Source organism: Candidatus Nitrospira nitrosa, from assembly GCF_001458735.1.
In the GTDB taxonomy this organism is placed as follows: Bacteria; Nitrospirota; Nitrospiria; order Nitrospirales; family Nitrospiraceae; genus Nitrospira_D; species Nitrospira_D nitrosa.
Genome location: NZ_CZQA01000001.1, coordinates 1,445,509 through 1,461,796, shown reverse-complemented (window position 1 = coordinate 1,461,796; position 16,288 = coordinate 1,445,509). Strand labels below are relative to the sequence as shown.

General features: G+C 53.9%; 17 protein-coding genes and 1 pseudogene. 4 read left to right on the top strand and 14 right to left on the bottom strand.

From position 1 onward, the window contains the following. Window positions 1-44: 44 nt before the first annotated feature. The 3 genes from COMA1_RS06985 (at window position 45) to COMA1_RS06975 (ending at window position 2,600) form a co-directional block, all read left to right on the top strand. The gene (locus COMA1_RS06985) at window positions 45-1,295 is read left to right on the top strand and encodes a Glu/Leu/Phe/Val family dehydrogenase (protein ID WP_090745725.1); all 1,251 of its coding nucleotides are present in this window, start codon (window positions 45-47) and stop codon (window positions 1,293-1,295) included. Window positions 1,296-1,613: 318 nt separating this feature from the next. Next, window positions 1,614-1,907 carry a hypothetical protein gene (locus COMA1_RS06980; protein WP_090745722.1) on the top strand — a complete coding sequence of 98 codons (294 nt, stop codon included), beginning with the start codon at window positions 1,614-1,616 and terminating at the stop codon, window positions 1,905-1,907. A gap of 156 nt (window positions 1,908-2,063) precedes the next feature. After that, window positions 2,064-2,600 carry a hypothetical protein gene (locus tag COMA1_RS06975; RefSeq protein WP_141654245.1) on the top strand — a complete coding sequence of 179 codons (537 nt, stop codon included), beginning with the start codon at window positions 2,064-2,066 and terminating at the stop codon, window positions 2,598-2,600. 411 nt (window positions 2,601-3,011) lie between these two features. On the opposite strand, the gene COMA1_RS06970 is transcribed toward COMA1_RS06975, so the two are convergent. The 6 genes and pseudogenes from COMA1_RS06970 to COMA1_RS06950 form a co-directional block, all read right to left on the bottom strand. Continuing rightward, window positions 3,012-3,446 (bottom strand): RHS repeat domain-containing protein, encoded by a 435-nt coding sequence (locus COMA1_RS06970; RefSeq protein ID WP_176697900.1) that lies wholly within the window; start codon window positions 3,444-3,446, stop codon window positions 3,012-3,014. A gap of 80 nt (window positions 3,447-3,526) precedes the next feature. Further along, window positions 3,527-4,399 carry a tetratricopeptide repeat protein gene (locus COMA1_RS21985; RefSeq protein ID WP_342672688.1) on the bottom strand — a complete coding sequence of 291 codons (873 nt, stop codon included), beginning with the start codon at window positions 4,397-4,399 and terminating at the stop codon, window positions 3,527-3,529. Window positions 4,400-4,513: 114 nt separating this feature from the next. Next, window positions 4,514-4,669, bottom strand: a pseudogene (locus COMA1_RS21540) (transposase); the annotation flags it as partial. Between the two features lie 130 nt (window positions 4,670-4,799). After that, window positions 4,800-5,750 carry a D-alanyl-D-alanine carboxypeptidase family protein gene (locus COMA1_RS06960; protein ID WP_176697899.1) on the bottom strand — a complete coding sequence of 317 codons (951 nt, stop codon included), beginning with the start codon at window positions 5,748-5,750 and terminating at the stop codon, window positions 4,800-4,802. Window positions 5,751-6,177: 427 nt separating this feature from the next. Then, window positions 6,178-6,384: a hypothetical protein gene (locus tag COMA1_RS06955; protein WP_086425700.1), complete on the bottom strand. Its 207-nt coding sequence runs from the start codon at window positions 6,382-6,384 to the stop codon at window positions 6,178-6,180. A 94-nt stretch (window positions 6,385-6,478) separates the two neighbouring features. Then, window positions 6,479-7,663, bottom strand: coding sequence for an FG-GAP repeat domain-containing protein (locus COMA1_RS06950; protein WP_090745704.1), 1,185 nt, complete (start codon window positions 7,661-7,663; stop codon window positions 6,479-6,481). Between the two features lie 304 nt (window positions 7,664-7,967). Here COMA1_RS06950 and COMA1_RS06945 point away from each other — a divergent pair, with 304 nt between their 5' ends. Further along, the gene (locus COMA1_RS06945) at window positions 7,968-8,288 is read left to right on the top strand and encodes a hypothetical protein (RefSeq protein ID WP_090745701.1); all 321 of its coding nucleotides are present in this window, start codon (window positions 7,968-7,970) and stop codon (window positions 8,286-8,288) included. Between the two features lie 359 nt (window positions 8,289-8,647). Here the strand turns inward: COMA1_RS06945 and COMA1_RS06940 are convergent, their stop codons facing one another. The 8 genes from COMA1_RS06940 to COMA1_RS06905 are packed head-to-tail and all read right to left on the bottom strand — an operon-like array spanning window position 8,648 to window position 16,288. Further along, complete coding sequence (locus COMA1_RS06940; protein WP_090745698.1) at window positions 8,648-9,643, bottom strand: PCP reductase family protein; 996 nt, start codon at window positions 9,641-9,643, stop codon at window positions 8,648-8,650. Between the two features lie 32 nt (window positions 9,644-9,675). After that, the gene (locus tag COMA1_RS06935; protein WP_086425704.1) at window positions 9,676-9,954 is read right to left on the bottom strand and encodes an HU family DNA-binding protein; all 279 of its coding nucleotides are present in this window, start codon (window positions 9,952-9,954) and stop codon (window positions 9,676-9,678) included. A 45-nt stretch (window positions 9,955-9,999) separates the two neighbouring features. Further along, window positions 10,000-10,902: a signal peptide peptidase SppA gene (gene sppA, locus COMA1_RS06930; protein ID WP_090745695.1), complete on the bottom strand. Its 903-nt coding sequence runs from the start codon at window positions 10,900-10,902 to the stop codon at window positions 10,000-10,002. A gap of 30 nt (window positions 10,903-10,932) precedes the next feature. Then, window positions 10,933-12,648 carry a 30S ribosomal protein S1 gene (locus COMA1_RS06925; RefSeq protein WP_090745692.1) on the bottom strand — a complete coding sequence of 572 codons (1,716 nt, stop codon included), beginning with the start codon at window positions 12,646-12,648 and terminating at the stop codon, window positions 10,933-10,935. Window positions 12,649-12,703: 55 nt separating this feature from the next. Further along, window positions 12,704-13,396 (bottom strand): lysophospholipid acyltransferase family protein, encoded by a 693-nt coding sequence (locus COMA1_RS06920; RefSeq protein ID WP_090745689.1) that lies wholly within the window; start codon window positions 13,394-13,396, stop codon window positions 12,704-12,706. After that, entirely contained in the window at window positions 13,393-14,052 is a 660-nt protein-coding gene (gene cmk / locus COMA1_RS06915) for a (d)CMP kinase (protein ID WP_090745686.1), read from the bottom strand. Before cmk ends, COMA1_RS06920 begins: the two co-directional genes overlap by 4 nt. A gap of 23 nt (window positions 14,053-14,075) precedes the next feature. Further along, complete coding sequence (gene aroA, locus COMA1_RS06910) at window positions 14,076-15,398, bottom strand: 3-phosphoshikimate 1-carboxyvinyltransferase (RefSeq protein WP_090745683.1); 1,323 nt, start codon at window positions 15,396-15,398, stop codon at window positions 14,076-14,078. Then, window positions 15,395-16,288 (bottom strand): prephenate dehydrogenase, encoded by an 894-nt coding sequence (locus tag COMA1_RS06905; RefSeq protein ID WP_090745680.1) that lies wholly within the window; start codon window positions 16,286-16,288, stop codon window positions 15,395-15,397. The genes aroA and COMA1_RS06905 overlap by 4 nt, the downstream gene beginning before the upstream one ends.

Here is a 16,288-nt window from a genome sequence, read left to right as displayed (position 1 = left end):
AAACCGGTCTACACGTGTGGATGGATTGCCCTTGAAGGAGACCTATGCAGGAGCTTGATACCCCAACCTTCCGTTTAGCTGTGGCCCAGTTCGATCAAGCAGCGGAGGCCATGGGGCTTGATACAAACCTCCGTGAGCGACTGAAACTTCCCCAACGGTCTCTCGTGGTCAGTCTCCCGGTTCGAATGGACGACGGACAGGTCGAGGTCTTTACCGGTTACCGTGTTCAACATGATTCCTCGCGAGGGCCTTCGAAGGGGGGCGTGCGGTACCACCCGGATGTGAGTCTCGGAGAAGTGGCCGCTCTTGCCATGTGGATGACATGGAAATGCGCCCTTGCCGGGCTTCCCTATGGCGGAGCAAAAGGCGGGGTGCAGGTGAACCCCAAGAGCCTTTCACTCGGTGAACTTCAGCGGTTGACCAGACGGTATGCTGCAGAAATTTTCCCGCTGATTGGGCCCGACAAGGATGTCCCGGCTCCTGATGTCGGCACCGATGCGCAGATCATGGCCTGGATGATGGATACCTATAGCCAGCAGGTCGGCTATGCGGTTCCAGGAGTCGTAACCGGCAAACCGCTTTCTATTGGCGGGAGTCTTGGCCGTGAGGAAGCCACCGGCCGAGGTGTGGTGTATGTCACATTGGAGGCTTTGCGCCATCTCAAGCTACCCATTGAGGCTGCGACCGTAGCAGTGCAGGGGTTTGGCAATGTTGGTTCACACACGGCTCGTATCATGCAGCAACATGGCGCACGCGTGATCGCAGTCAGCGATGTCTCTGGTGGAATCTACAATCCAAATGGACTGGATATCATGCGGCTGATGCAACGCGACCCGCGTCAACCTCTGCATCAGACCAAACTTGGAGACGCCATCACGAACGAGGAATTGCTTCAAGTGGATTGCACCGTCCTTGTGCCTGCCGCCCTGTCGGAACAAATCACCGGCAAGAATGCCGATCGCCTCAAATGTCGCATCCTTTCCGAGGGTGCAAACGGTCCAACGACACTGGAAGCCGACCGTATCCTGGCCGATAAGGGTATTTTTGTGATCCCGGATATTCTCGCCAATTCGGGGGGCGTCATCGTCTCCTACTTTGAGTGGGTGCAAGACCTGCAGCGCTTTTTCTGGAATGCAGCCGATATCCAGAATCGCCTGCAAGACATCATTACCTCTGCCTTTCACCGTACCCTCCGGTTCTCTACCGATCGTCGCGTTTCCATGAGGATGGCAGCGCTCATGAGCGGGATTGACCAGGTTGCCCAAGCGCATCTCCAACGAGGGCTCTATCCCTGAGCAATCCTATTGGTTGCAGATGCCCCTTTCATCTCCTCACGTATGACTTGCTCCTGGCCCTCTCCTTGCGTTAGGGTTTGAACATCTAGCAGGATGTAGGAAAAACCGCCAGCGGCGTTCTCATCTCGCTCAGAGGCTCACCGTACGGCCCAGAGTACGATTTGCCTCTTCTCTTGCTGCGGCTTGCTGGACGGATTTTTGACGCATCCTGCCTGGCTGTTCAGCGTCGGCTCACACCTCGATAGCGGCGACAGCTACCGAGGTCAACATGATGTTTCACGCAGTCTGCTAGCCGGTTGATCGAATAAGGAACCGCTCGTGGATCGTAACGCCATTCTCAGTGCGTGGGAAGTCCATTGCGCCGATGGCTGGCCACAGTTTTCAAGCCCCCATCAAGGACCATTGATGACCATCGACACCGTGATTGGTGGTTGTGTCGTCTTCTATCTCGACGGCTCTGACGATCTCGATCCTCAGCGACGTGCCATTCTGAAAGATTGTTTGGACGACTTAGATACCTTAACTGAGGAGATCGACGCCGAGTGTCAGCCATACTTTCTTCGACTTCGACACCTCGGAAGCCTGTTGCTGGATACAAGCCCTACGTCATGACCCACAGAAGCTGTAGGGATGCAGACAGTCCAAAAGGGACTTTCTTGCAGGCATGGTCGATGATTCGTTACAATTTATTTAAGATGTATTTTCAGTCGAACTCGTGACGACAGGTTAGATAGGCTACCTGGCTCTACGATAGAAAGTGACCACACCATGCACAGGACTCGGCATCATTTCATGCTCGCCGTATTCATCAGCCTTCTGTCCATCTCCTCCTTCGCTCGAGCTGAGCCCTATGAATTAAGCGAGCATGACGTTACCGAGTCGAAGACTATTTCCAGCAGCACGGTGTCCCTCTTTGGTGTCAAACTCGGCGATCCCGAGGGTAAGGCCGCTGAGACCCTTGAGACGCTGGTAAATCGGAAGGCCCTTGGAATTAAAGTCGAACAGGAAGCCACCTTCATCTTCCTGCTTGATCAACGCAAACCGACTGGTCCGATGGCCGGGGTACGGATTCAGGACGGCAAAGTCGACCTGCTGTTCATCAATAACCGTTTTGCCCACCGGACAAGGGGAATCTTTCGCAATGTGCTCAATAGCGAAAGTCCTGACGACATCAGAAAGTTATTGGGCAAAGAAGAATATGGCGATGAGAACGTGATGGGAGCCGTCATGGCTTACGACACGCAAGGGTTCCAAGTAAACTATTTGGGGAAAGACATCAACATTGAGTTTACTCTCCCCCGCTAATGTTGTTTTTTCATGACGTTCATGCGTAACTGCCCTACCTCATGCCTCCCCCAAGCTACATGGATTCAAACGACGCTGTCATGGCTGCCTAGCTGTTCGCCATTCTGAGATTGCTATTGAACAAATCGGATGGAAAGCGACGAAGCCGTGGCATGGCATGGAGTCGAGCGTGGACCACGAAGATTATATTGTGCCGGACAAGGCGATCTGCGGAGGGGAGCCTGTAGTCAAATGAACATGGATTATCGTTCGCACAGTGCTAGCCTGTCTCGCAGAAGATGCCAGTACCCAAGAGAGCCTTGCTGATTTGCCGACTCTGACTGAGCAATCGGTGCGCCCTTATCGCATCTGCCGCCGCGTCAGCGGAAGAGGATCTTCCACTTCCCAACATCCCGCATAAGGCAGTTTGAGTCATAGCCGTTCTCTGCTCACTCTCACCACTCGCTTCCAAAGCCAGTGCCATTGCTCAGCCACCGTCGAGCTGAGGACATCAGGCAGGAGCACGCCCACGCCATCGGTGCGCGTGAAGAACTCGTCGATCCCCAGCCCGGTGAGCAGATTGGCCGTGACCGTGGCCCCATTCTTTTCCTGCACGGGATTCAGCCCGTCATAGAGAAAGTTGGTGGTGGCGCCTTGGACCGTTTTGCCGGTGCGGCGGCCAAAGCTGTCATAGGTAAAGCTGGTGCTGGTGATGCTCGTCAATTGATTGCGCACGTTCCAGCTGTAGGTCGTGGTACCGCTGGCATCCGTCACCGTGGCCAGGTTGCCGTTGAAGTCGTACGTCTCGGTATTCGTTCCGAATATCAGCTGCTGATTGTTCGCATTGTAGCTGGTCGTGGTGAGCACCGGCGGCAAGCTCGGTCAAGCGAAGGGCCGTAGACTTAGTCCATTTCGGTATAAAGTCGAGAACGGACCTCACTGTTTTCTCACGGATCGCTTCTCTTATGGCGACTATATTTTCGGTAGGCCTCTTCGTGGACCCGAAGTTCATCTTGCAGATCCGTGTTTGTAGGCTCGATTGCGATGGCCTGCTTCATCAAACTAATCGATGTTGCAAAATTCTGCCGTTCCTTATACGTCTCAGCAAGTCCTGCCAACGCAAAGATGTTCTTGGGATTTGCCTTGAGAATCGACTCAAACGCCGTTTGTGCACGCTCGTACTGTTGACGCCGAAGCTGAATGGATCCAAGTATCAGTCGGTTCTGATCACTCGGTTGTCGTGAAACAGCCTGTTGAAGGCTTCCTTGAGCCTCTTCCCAGCGCTCATCATTTAGGAAGTTAAGTCCCTGGTTGTATAAGAGGGAAGAGTCCTTCGGAAATTGTGCGTTACCGCGGGCGAATAGCTCACGAGCTGAATCGCGTTTCCCAACATGCCCGTAATAGAGCAACAGGCTGTTATAGGCGGGAAGATAATTGGGGTCAGCCCGAATGGCCTCCTCAAAATGCCTTCCGTAGTTTTCTAAATCCCTCTCGCGCATGGCAAAAATCGCTAGGAGACAGTGCCCTGTGGCATATGACGGATTCGCTCGGATAATCTGCTCCATTTGTTGCTGCCCCTTCTGGGATGACACACCCCAGGCAAGAACCGCCACTGCCGTCTGTAATTCTATATCTGAATTCTGCTGGACCCGAGGCTGAAGATATTCTAGAGCTGCCAATTCAGATTTCCACACACTCAGCTGATTACCGTCCACATCCTTAGCTGACGTGGCTTTAAGGTAGGACTCGGCACGCCCTAAGACTCGCTCAATGGTCCCGGTAAAGTCGAAGACTCCTTGCGGATCGTAACGTATCGTCATACCCGCTATAGAGTCCGGTGCGGGCCATAGCACTAAGACCACTAGAAGCCCGATACGGACACGATCAGTCTTCCTCTCAGCCATATGAGCTCCTTCAGAATTGGATTTCCACCCAGACGCGAACTCCTGGATGGTGTGCCAGTTCCCAAACCGCCTGGGCAGGCTGGGCCATTCGCAGCCCTGCTTGGCGACGTAGAAGATCGCGTTCAGGACCTGCAGATTGTCGAGCGTGATGTTGCCGCGTGGTATCGGCAAGCATCGCTCGATGTGACGATACTGAGCCTAGGTGAGTTCCATGTGCGCAATATCGCATGCACATGATCAGTAGTGTTAGCAGACCCGAGAAATTGTCTATTTCAGAAATGAATTGGAGATGCGAGCAGTACCTAGGCCCGATGCGTTACATGACACCGGCTTTTTGCGAGTGAATCGGTTCGGTCATGCGAAACCCGTAATCGATTAGGCTCCTCGCGGTATTCCATCGACGATTCGAGTTCAGGATAACGAGTAGCAAGTCACTTCCATTTTGAGATACCTTCGCGATCAGACACCGGCCCGCCTTTGAGGTAAAGCCTGTTTTCACGCCTTCCACACCGGGAATCCGACCAAGCAACCGATTCGTATTGTGCAAGACATAGGCGCGATAGCCGCTGACCGGCGTAATGATCTCCCGCTCGGCCTTCACCAGATTTCTAAAGGTTGCATTTTGCATAGCCACTTCACTGAGTTTGGCGAGATCTTCTGCCGTTGAATAGTGATTGGGGTTGTCAAACCCACAGCCGTTACTAAAATGCGTATCCGCTAACCCAAGCACCGCCGCCTTAGCATTCATCAAGGTCACAAACTGTTCTTCGTCACCACCGACATGCTCGACCGCCGCAAGACAGGCGTCATTCGCCGATACCATCATCATAGCCTTCAGCAGATCACCTAAGCGAAACACCTCTCCGACCTTGATCCGCAAATGCGTCTTTGGTGCCCTCGCGGCGTTCTTGCTTACGGTTGCGAGCTCGTCCAGCCGGGCTCTCTCTAGAATCACCAATGCCGACATAATCTTGGTCAAACTGGCAGGCGAAAGACGCTTCTCAGTGTCATGTTCAAAGAGTACGCGTCCCGATCGTAACTCTTTGAGGAGAATGCTATGAGCTGGGATACGCTTCCAATGAAGTACGTGAGGAGCGTAATTGATTGATCGACCTGTGTCCTGAGTACTGTGTTGAATCCTCGCTTGGGCCGGAAGCGGGGAGAAGGCGTTCCATAGGAATGAGAAGGCTATCAGAAGGGTGACCCGATAGAAGTCACCTGTGTTGTTCCACGGGTGATGAGGAGGCCAGATATGATCCTTTCGCACCAAATACCACCGCCTCACTAAAACATGAATGATTCCCGAACCTTATCACCTTTTCTCCCGCTATCAATGACTTTGTGGAAAAATCGTAAAAGGTCGGCCAGGTCAATCCAGAATCCGCAGTTAAGGCATCGAGCGTAGATTCTTCGATTGAGGAGGGTATAGTGGCGTTCGACCATCATAAACCCTCTGCACTTGAGGCATTGCATACATGTCCTGCTCTCTCTACCAGGATTCAGACAAACCGCCTGCGGCGTTCTCGCGCCGATCAGAGGGCACCGTACGGCCCAGAATACGATTCATCCCTTTGCTTGCTGTGGCCTCGCTGGATGGCCTTTCTAGGCATCCTACAAGGGTGTTCTACGTCGTCTCACCCCTCAAGACCATCACGGCAACAGAAGTCCGGAGGAGTCTTCCGCAGCCTACTACGCTATCGAATACGATTCATAATGAGTGCGACACAGCCGGCGAGGAGTCCCCCACCGAGGAGGGTGGTGCCAAAATAGACGAACACATTCGTTCCTCCGGAGGGCTGGGTCCCTTCCCATAAATCGCGAACCCCACCCTGAACCATCAAGACTGACAGTGTCAGCAGAGCCCCTATCATGAACCACCATGCGAAGGATCGAAGCGCCATTCTTCTGCTCGTAAATCGTGCTCTCTCCAGCCTTTTTCAACTCTAGCGAAGGGCTCCTAAGCTGTCAAGAAATAGCCTGAGGTCCGCTCATGGGTCACCCCTTGGGATCGGATCGAGCGATGGACTTGAGCCCACGATGAAGAAAGATGGACACGCTGCCGCTTCCATTGTCTGCAATGGCGAGCCCAGGTTCCTCGCTTCCTGACGTGGTGACATGGAACGAACAGAGGGCAAACGGACCGTACTTCGTCCGATAGTTTCTCGGGGGATAGTGAAAGGTTCCATCGCCTTTCCCGAATAGAATCGACAAATCGTTCGACTGGATATTCACGATTGCTACATCGACCAGCTGATCACCGTTGAAATCCCTGGCAAGACCAAAATTTGGACCGGCATCCGCACCGGCATCCTTCCCTGGCCGAAACGTCGCATTCCCATTTCCCAAAAAGGTCGTGAAGCTATCCTGCTCTCCATTGATGACCAGCAGATCGCTATTGTGATCGTTATTGAAATCTCCAAAACTCACCCCCAACGGCCGTCTGCCAGTGGAATAGTCCTTGGGGTCTCGAAACGTCCCATTTCCGTTCCCAAGCCAGACGGATACCGCATTGGACATCGGCCCCCCGTTGGTGACCACGAGATCGATCTTGCCATCGCCGTTGAGATCGGATAGAGCCACGGAGGTTGGAGTATCTCCATGCTCATATTGCGCTCCATGTCGCAATTCGCCCTTTCCATTTCCAAGAAACACTTTCACCTTGTCGTTTCGAAGGGCCACGGCAAGATCGACATGATGATCGCCGTTCACGTCTTCTGCCGCCAGTGACACCGGGCTGCGATGGACCGGATACCGGGCTCCTTCTTCAAATTTTCCGTTCCCGCGGCCAAGCAGTAGCTCAACTTCATCTCCACCCGAGCACGCTAAAACGACATCCGCCTGCCCGTCTTCATTAAAGTCATTCATGACAAGAGCGCGTGGTTCCTGGCACACATGAACCTGTATTTGGTCTTTGAATGTGCCGTCGCCGTTACCGAATAGAATGGAAACGGAATTGCTCGAAATATTCGTCGTGATCAGATCGGTAAACGAGTCGTGATTGAGATCACCGGTCGTAATCGTTGTTGGGTTCTTGCCTACGGGGTAACTCGCAAAATAGTAAAACGGATCAGGTGGGAGATAAGGCTCCGCCTTGGAACAGCCCCACAAACCGATCGCCATGAGGACGTAGAGTCCCACCCCGCTGCAGATAAACTTACTCAAACGACACATCAGATTCATGCAGACTGCCTGATATCTCCTCAATCAGACCCTTCTCATCCGCCAGGTGTGCTGGCCACACTCGACGTTGATTCTCTCGCCATCAAGCGTTTGAACTGATTTTGCTACTTCTAGCAGAGTCACCGAAGGTTGGTGCCCCCTGAAAGACATGCTAAAAACCTGGTTGACCACCAGACGCCCCTGCCAGATGACTCAGTATACAGATGCCCTATTTGGACCCGCAATCTACAATGCCCTATCGTCAGCCTTTGAATTTGTGCAGCTAGTTACGTTATGATCTAAGAATATTCTTTGGAGGATTGCTATGAGCAAGATGGTGAATGTTGATATCACGATGTATGGAATTGCTGAAGTGCTGAACTGGTGCCTTGATCGAAACAAGGGGCGTGTTCCCGGCGTCGATACGGCAGGTTTCAAGAAGATGCAGGAGCTGTTGGCCCAGAAGCCACAATCTGGGGACTATTTCACGCTTGACCAATTCTGGAAAAAGAAGGTCAGCGTACCGTTAACCGAAGACGAAGTGGCAACTATCGACCGATGTCTCTACGACATCCCGAACTTTGACAATGAGCCGCTTCCCCAAATCCGTCATAAGTTTTGGCCCCAGGAAATGGCGGCACACTAGCGACTCCCATCACGTGGTACCAGGCGTCAGTCCTGTGACGCCTGGCAACTCCCGATCCCCAGAATGCGGACTACACACGATGGATAGAGAGGCTCTCCTCTAATCCTCCTTGATGTGTACTCACAACCATCACTTCGGTTAGCTGGAGAGTCCTGCACCGACGCGAATCCCCTCGACATGAATAAGTTCTTGACCACCCTGACACCTTCCAAGGATGAATACCGGGGGGAGCTCCACTATGACGATGGGTTGAAGAGGTCAGGATATGAGAAATCGAGTCTAAACGTTATCCGTGTGCAACCGGCAGGAGAAAACTGGAGGGCAAAGACAACGGCTATGCTTGTAAAATAACCCTGATACTAGAGCGTGCCTTCCCCCTTGAGATATTTCCGAAAACGATCCATAAGCTCAGCTCCCAGCGTCCCACCTTCAGGCTTCTTGGTTGTTGGGTCGGCAAAATGGCCGCGGATCTCCCGCAAACGCTTCTCTGCCTGATCATTGCTCTGCAAACGCTTGGTCTTCTTGAGCGCCGTCTCAAAGGCGTCGAATGTCAATTCTTGATAGCCGAATGACCGAATGCGTTTGACCGCTTTCATCATGGCCTGATTTCGAAATGTCGTCAAATGATCAGAATCGATCTCTTTCAATCCGAGCTTACGAGCCCTCCGCTCCGCGGCTTTTCTGATTCCACTTCGGACAAAGTCAGGAGATGTCTGAAGCCGTTTCCAGGCGTCGTCCGTCCAGCTGATTTTGGCCTCAGGGGTATCCCAGATTTCCCGTAGCGCTGATCCATCAATACGCGTCAGATGTTTCTCCCTGGCCAAGTCTTCGGTATCCCGCTTCAGCATATCCGCTACGAAGTCTACAGCGATGGGTGGGGACTCTTTAAGTTTATCTTGAAGCAACGCCAAGGCGTCCTCCGTCCACTCCATCGAAGGTTTCTCGTCTTCGCGGATATCACCGAGTGCCTCAACCTTTTCAAACAACTCGACGTTTACCTCGAGATGGCCTCGTTCCTTAGCGATCTCTTCCGCAATCTGTTTGATCATGGCTTGCATGAACCCCGGCACGTTGGCCAGCCGATCTTTTGCCGCAGCCGTCCATGGGAGCCGTCCTTGCTCCATCGCTTCAGCGGCCGCCGTCATGCCGGCTTCACCGCCCATTCCTCCCATCATCTGCCCCTTAAATCGTTCGAGAACCTCTTCTGTAATCTCTTCATACCCCAATTCCAGGGCTTTTTTTTCGGCTAACCGACGGACCATGCCACGAAGGAAAAGCGGCGCACGTTCCATGCGCTTTAGTGCGCCAGCAGTCCACCGGATATCCGTCGCTGCAAACTGGGATGGGTCAGACATCGATCTACATCCTCGTGAGAGAACCGCACTATCTACTGATTAAGTAACTCTTTGATCTCTTTGCCGGCTTTGAAAAACGGGACCCGCTTGGCCGGAACAGCGACGGTCTCCCCGGTCTTGGGATTCCGTCCTTCTTTCATACGACGAGCGCGCAAGCGAAAGCTGCCGAATCCTCGGATTTCCGTCTTATCCCCATTTTTCAGGGAGTCTCGTACGCAATCAAATATTGTATTGACCACGACTTCTGCCTGCCGCTTGGTCAATGTGGTCACTTGCTCGGAGACTTTCTCGATAATTTGCGCTTTCGTCATCTCTTCTCCCTCCGCTCGATGATCACCGCATGTTTAATGACACAGCTAAAATGCCATCAAGTATTTCAAGCTGACACCTGGCTGCATATCCAATTTGGGGAACATCATGCTCAGCTTTGAGTCCAGCATTTCACGGAGAGAAAAACGGCGGCGTGGTTCGACGATCTTGGGCTCCCCCTGGATCCCTACCACATCTGCGGCCAATTGAATGGCATCGTCCAGGTCTCCGAGTTCATCCACCAACTTCACTTCTTTGGCCTGGCGACCGGTGAAGATTCGGCCGTCCGCCAGAGCTTGAGCTGTTCGCAATTCCAGCGATCGACCTTCTGCCACCGCTTCGATAAATTGCCGATGGACGTCATCCATCACCCCTTGGAGCAAGCCCCTCTCCTCGGAGCTCATCTTGCGAAGTGGAGACCCTACATCCTTAAACTTCCCACTCTTGATGACGACCCCTTCCACACCGATTTTCTGAAGCAACCCTTCCACATTGGCGGTTTCCATAATGACACCGATGCTTCCGGTCAAGGTCCCAGGATTCGCGACGATCCGATCCGTCGCCGCGGCAATATAATACCCCCCTGACGCCGCCACACTCCCCATTGACGCAATCACTGCCTTGTTGGACTTGTTCCGTACTCGCTTGACTGCATCATAGATTTCCTGTGATGGCACCACACCACCCCCTGGCGTATCAATCCGAAGGACGATCGCTTTGATGGAGGGACTTTCACTGAAACGTTTCAGTTCCGCGACGGTCGTTTGGGAATCCATGATGACACCTTCAACACGGATCAAGGCAATCCGATCCTCACTTGACAAGTCAAGGTCAGGATAGAGGAGATTCATCAGCACCATTGCACCCACCCCTGCCACAAAGAGCCAAATGACTTTGCGAAACAGATGGCGTTTGGGTGGGCGCACGTCCTGTGTCACATCATCCGCCATAAGTACGGACCACTCCGAGTCAGGAATTCCTTATTCTTGATCGTCGGCCTGCGCGCGCTTCCGGCTCTGCTTGACAGCTCGACCGAGGGTTTGATCAATAGCGCCCTGCGACGAGTGATAGTCGTCCACCTGCTTGCGCTCCCAATCCATTTGATGATCGCGAAGGCTGAGTGCGATCTTGCGTTCTTCCCGATCGACCTTGATTATCTTCGCCGTCAGGTCTTCCTGCAACTTAAACTTTTCTTCCAGCTTCTGGGAAGAATCCAGACCTGATTCGCTGACGTGGATCAGTCCTTCCACACCACCGTCAAGCTCAACGAAAACCCCGAAATCGGCGACTTTCGACACCTTGCCCGTCACGGAGTCGCCGACATGATACCTCGATGGGATCACCTCGTCCCACGGATCACGCGTCAGCTGCTTATAGCCAAGTGAGAGCCGTTCCTTCTCCTTGTCGATGCGTAGGACAATCGCCTCGACCTTCTGCGCTTTCTTGAAGAGTTCGGAAGGATGTTTGATGTGCTTCGTCCAGGACATATCGGAAATATGGATCAACCCATCAATACCTTCCTCCAGTCCGACAAAGACTCCAAAATCCGTGAGACTCTTCACTTTCCCTTCGATGCGGGTTCCGATCGGATACTTTCCTTCGATCATATCCCAAGGATTCGGAGCAGTCTGTTTCATGCCCAAGGAGATCTTCCGGCTCGCCGGATCGACATTGAGCACGGCGGCTTCGACTTGGTCTCCAACCGCCACGACGCGAGACGGATGCCGGACTTCATGTGTCCACGACATCTCGGAGACGTGCACCAACCCCTCCACACCTGGTTCGAGCTCTACAAATGCACCGTAATCAGTCAAACTCACGACCCGACCACGCACTCTGGTCCCGATGGGATACTTACCGGCAACATTCGTCCAGGGATCAGCGCTCTTTTGCTTAAGGCCCAGAGAAATACGGCCGGTCTCGCGATCGTACTTCAATACCGTCACTTCCACTTTGTCGCCGACAGTAAACAGTTCCGACGGATGTCCAACTCGCCCCCACGACATATCCGTAATGTGGAGCAAGCCGTCGATCCCACCGAGATCAATAAATGATCCGTAATCAGTGATGTTCTTCACGGTTCCTTGGATCAACTGACCTTCCTTGAGATTTGCCAACGTCGTCTGCCGCTTCTTATCACGCGTTTCTTCCAGCAACACACGGCGCGACACCACCACGTTCCCTCGTCGGTGATTGATCTTGATGATCTTGAGCGGGAACGTCTTTCCGACCAGTCCATCTAAATCGCGCACGGGATGAAGATCGATCTGCGAGCCTGGCAGAAACGCTTTGACGCCGATGTCCACCATCATCCCGCCTTTGATGCGAGACACGATCTTGCCTTCGATACTTTTTTCGTCCTTGTACATCTTCTCGAGCTCTTCCCAAATCTTCATCTTGTCGGCTTTTTCTTTGGAAAGCACGAGATTACCGTCTGCGTCTTCACATTCCTCGATATAAACTTGGAGCCGATCCCCGATCTTGAGGTTTGCCAAGTCGTCCGACGAGAATTGATCGTTTGGGATCATGCCTTCCGACTTGTACCCGATATCAACGATGACCTTGTCCTTGGTCAGAGCCACCACACGCCCTTCGGTAATGGTGCCTTCTTCCAAGTTGCGAAAGGTTTCTTCATACAATGCCGCCAAGGCATTGCGGTCTAACTGCGCGTCGCTACTGTTGGATACCGTACCCATATGAACATCCTACTCTTCCGACTCTCGTCGGGTGCTGATGGTGAAGTCGCCTGGCTCACTCAGCGTTGTGAGCGTCGGCGGTCGACCTACTCGGTGTCTCGCTGGCCACATCGTCCTTCCTTGTTGGAATGGGAACCTCCCCCAAGGCTGCGATATGTTCGATCACCGTACGGCTGACCAGTTGATAAAACTGCTTTGTTTCCGCTCTTTCTTTCTGCTTTCCCGTATCAAATGTGATAGGGGCTCCAAGCCGAACAGTCACGGGACGCCAGCGAGGCCACGAGGCCCCCGGAGGCAGAACGTCGAAGGTCCCTCTCAAATACGCCGGAACTACCGGACATCCCGTCTGCGACACGATCACACCGATACCAGCCTTGGGCTGTCGGAGGTGACCATCCTGAGTGCGTCCTCCCTCAGGGAAAATAACCACCACGTGACCGGCCCGAATCAGGTTAATGGCCTTCCCGAAGGCCTCCCGATCCAGACGGCCCAGCTTCACCGGAATCCACCCCAGCGATTGCAACAAACCGCTCAACACCGGGATGGGAAACAAGTCGTGACGCCCCAGGTACCAGGCCCTTCGATTCATCCCGCATCCAAGGAGCGGAATATCGAGATAGCTCGCATGGTTGGCGGCGACCAACATTCCCCCGGTGGGAGGAACCTGGCCTTCAACCCGGTACCGAAAACAGAGCCAGGCGACGCTGCGCGCCAGGACCCACAACAACCCGTAGACAATCCCGCTCACAACTCAGTCGACACAGCCGCGATCATCTGTTCCACGACCTGATCGGGACTGAGAGTAGAGGTGTCGATAAATCGTGCATCCATTGCGGGGACCAATGGATCGACGGAACGGGTCCGATCTCGCTGATCTCGAGCCGATAGATCATGGGACGTGGTTTCAATCGACTCCCCCCGGCCTGCAGCGACTAACTCACGGTGCCGTCGTGCCACTCGAACATCGGGATCAGCTTCCAGGAAAAATTTGAACGAGGCCGTGGGAAAGACCTTGGTACCGATATCGCGACCTTCTGCTACCACGGACCCTCCTTGGCCGATCTGACGTTGGAGCGGCAGCAGCCATTCACGAACGGCTGGAATAGCGGACACAAGAGAAGCCGCGGCAGTCACTTCAGGTGTACGTAGTTGTCCCGTCACGTCGAAGCCATCGACCTGCACCTGCATCGCACCCTGACGAAACTGCATATGGATCGACGTGGTCGGCAAGAGGGCAGCCACATGAGTATGGTCTGTAGGACGAACCCTCGACTGCAAAGTCTTCCATGCGATAGCCCGATAGAGTGCCCCGGTATCGAGATAGAGATACCCGAGCCGACTCGCCAGTAATTTGGCCACGGTGCTCTTCCCCACCCCGGCCGGCCCATCAATCGCAATAATCACTCATCCCTCGTCCCATCAAACCGTCACGATGACTGAGCCAACAGCTCCGCCAGCATGGTTGAAAAATTTGGGAATGACGTATCAACGCAATCAGTATCCGCAATCGTCATCTCTTGCTCCGCCGTCAACCCACCAATGGCTAACGACATCGCCACCCGGTGGTCTCCATGGCTCTGAGCATTGCTGGAAGCTTGCAATTGCCCGTTTTCCCCCCTGCGACCTACCCCGCGAATCACCATGCCATCAGGTCGCTCTTCGATCAGAGCTCCCATGGCCGTCAACTCTCGACTCATTGTCGCAATCCGATCACTCTCCTTGACTCGCAATTCTTCCGCACCGGAAATGACGGTATCTCCTTCCGCAACCGCAGCCGCCACACACAGGATCGGAAATTCATCGATCGTTTTGGGAATGAGGTCCGGGCTGATCGTCACTCCCTTCAAAGCGGCAGACTGCACACGCAGATCCCCGACCGGCTCTCCAGCCGCTTCGCGTAAACCCAATACCTGAATATCCGCCCCCATCTTTCGCATGACCTCAATGAGGCCTGTCCTGGTTTCGTTCATCCCGACATTCCGAATGGTGACATCGGATCCCGGCACAATCGTCGCGCCAACTAAAAAGAAGGCCGCAGCTGAGAAATCACCGGGAACCGTCACGTCCACCCCTCGCCATCCAACGGACGGCCTTCCATCTAAAACCAGCGCTCCCTCTTCCCGTCTAAGCGGAATGCCAAAAAACTGAAACATCCGCTCCGTATGGTCTCGTGACAACCGTGGCTCTCTATAGCGAGTCCGCCCTTGAGCAAAAAGACCGGCGAGAAGAAGCGACGACTTGATCTGTGCACTCGCCACGGAAGAGCGATAGTCGATTCCATGAAGGCCTGAGCCCGTAATCGCTAAGGGAGCTAATTCTCCTCCTTTGCGGCCGGCGATGACCGCGCCCATCTCGCGTAGCGGTTTGACGACCCTCCCCATGGGACGGCGCCGGATCGATTCATCGCCGGTGAGGACGGAGAAGAAATCTTGACCAGCCAAAAGGCCAGCCAGCAGCCGAATCCCGGTCCCGGAATTTCCGCAATCGATCGGTCCACTCGGCTCAGTCAACCCCCAAAACCCCTTCCCGCAGACAGTCAATTCGGTCGGTGTCTCTGTAATTGGAATCCCAAGTGTCTGAAACGCCCTCATTGTGTTCAGACAATCTTCACCTCGGCAGTATCCGGCAATCGTGCTCGTCCCTTCCGCTAATGCCGTCAGAATGATCGCCCGATGGGTGAGAGACTTGTCGCCGGGAACGCTTGTGGTTCCCTTGAGTGGACGGCCAGGATGAATGGTTAATGATGTCATGAGTGACGCACAGCCGAACTCGCAAGTTTCTCGCGTTCGCCTTTTGCCCGTTCGAGTGCTTTTTCGATACCGGTTGCATCACCGGCCTTAATCAGCTGCTTCAATTCTTCCAAGGCTCTTGTGTACCGGTCGATATAGGCCACCACGTTCCCTCGGTTCCACAGAAAAATATCTCGCCACATTTCTGGAGAACTCGCGGCTATCCTCGTGGTATCCCGCAGCCCCCCTCCAGAGTGGGCGGCAAGATCCAGCGACGACAACTCTTGATCACGAAGCTCAGACAAGGCATTCATGAGCGCAAAAGCTGCCACATGGGGTAAGTGACTGACGGCACCCAGGATTTGATCGTGGAGGTGGGGGTCCATCGTCAACATGATCGAGCCGGTTTCTTCCCACAACTGTCGGACCCGTTCCAAAGCAATAGCATTTGTCCGTTGCGTAGGAGTCAAAATACAGCGCGCCCCTTTGAACAGCTGATCGGAGCCAGCAGCGACTCCTGTCTTTTCTTTTCCTGCGATGGGATGCGCCCCGACAAAATGCACTCCGGCAGGCATGGCGGCCTCGGATCGTTCAACTAACGTCCCCTTCACACTCCCCACATCACTGACGATCGATCCAGGGGCAAGGCAATGTGCCCATTCCTTTAGATGACGCTCATAGGTATCAACAGGCGTGGCTAGCACGACCAAATCCGCCCCCCGCACACCCTCTTCAGGGTCGGCCACATATCGATCGATCGCTCCCAAGGCGACAGCTGTCTTGAGATTTTCCACTCGACGGCCAATGCCGACCACGTGATCGGCTAAGGCCCTGCGGCGGAGGATCATGCCGAGCGATCCACCAATCAGCCCGACCCCAATAATGGCGACGTGTTTAAAGTGAACCGGCAT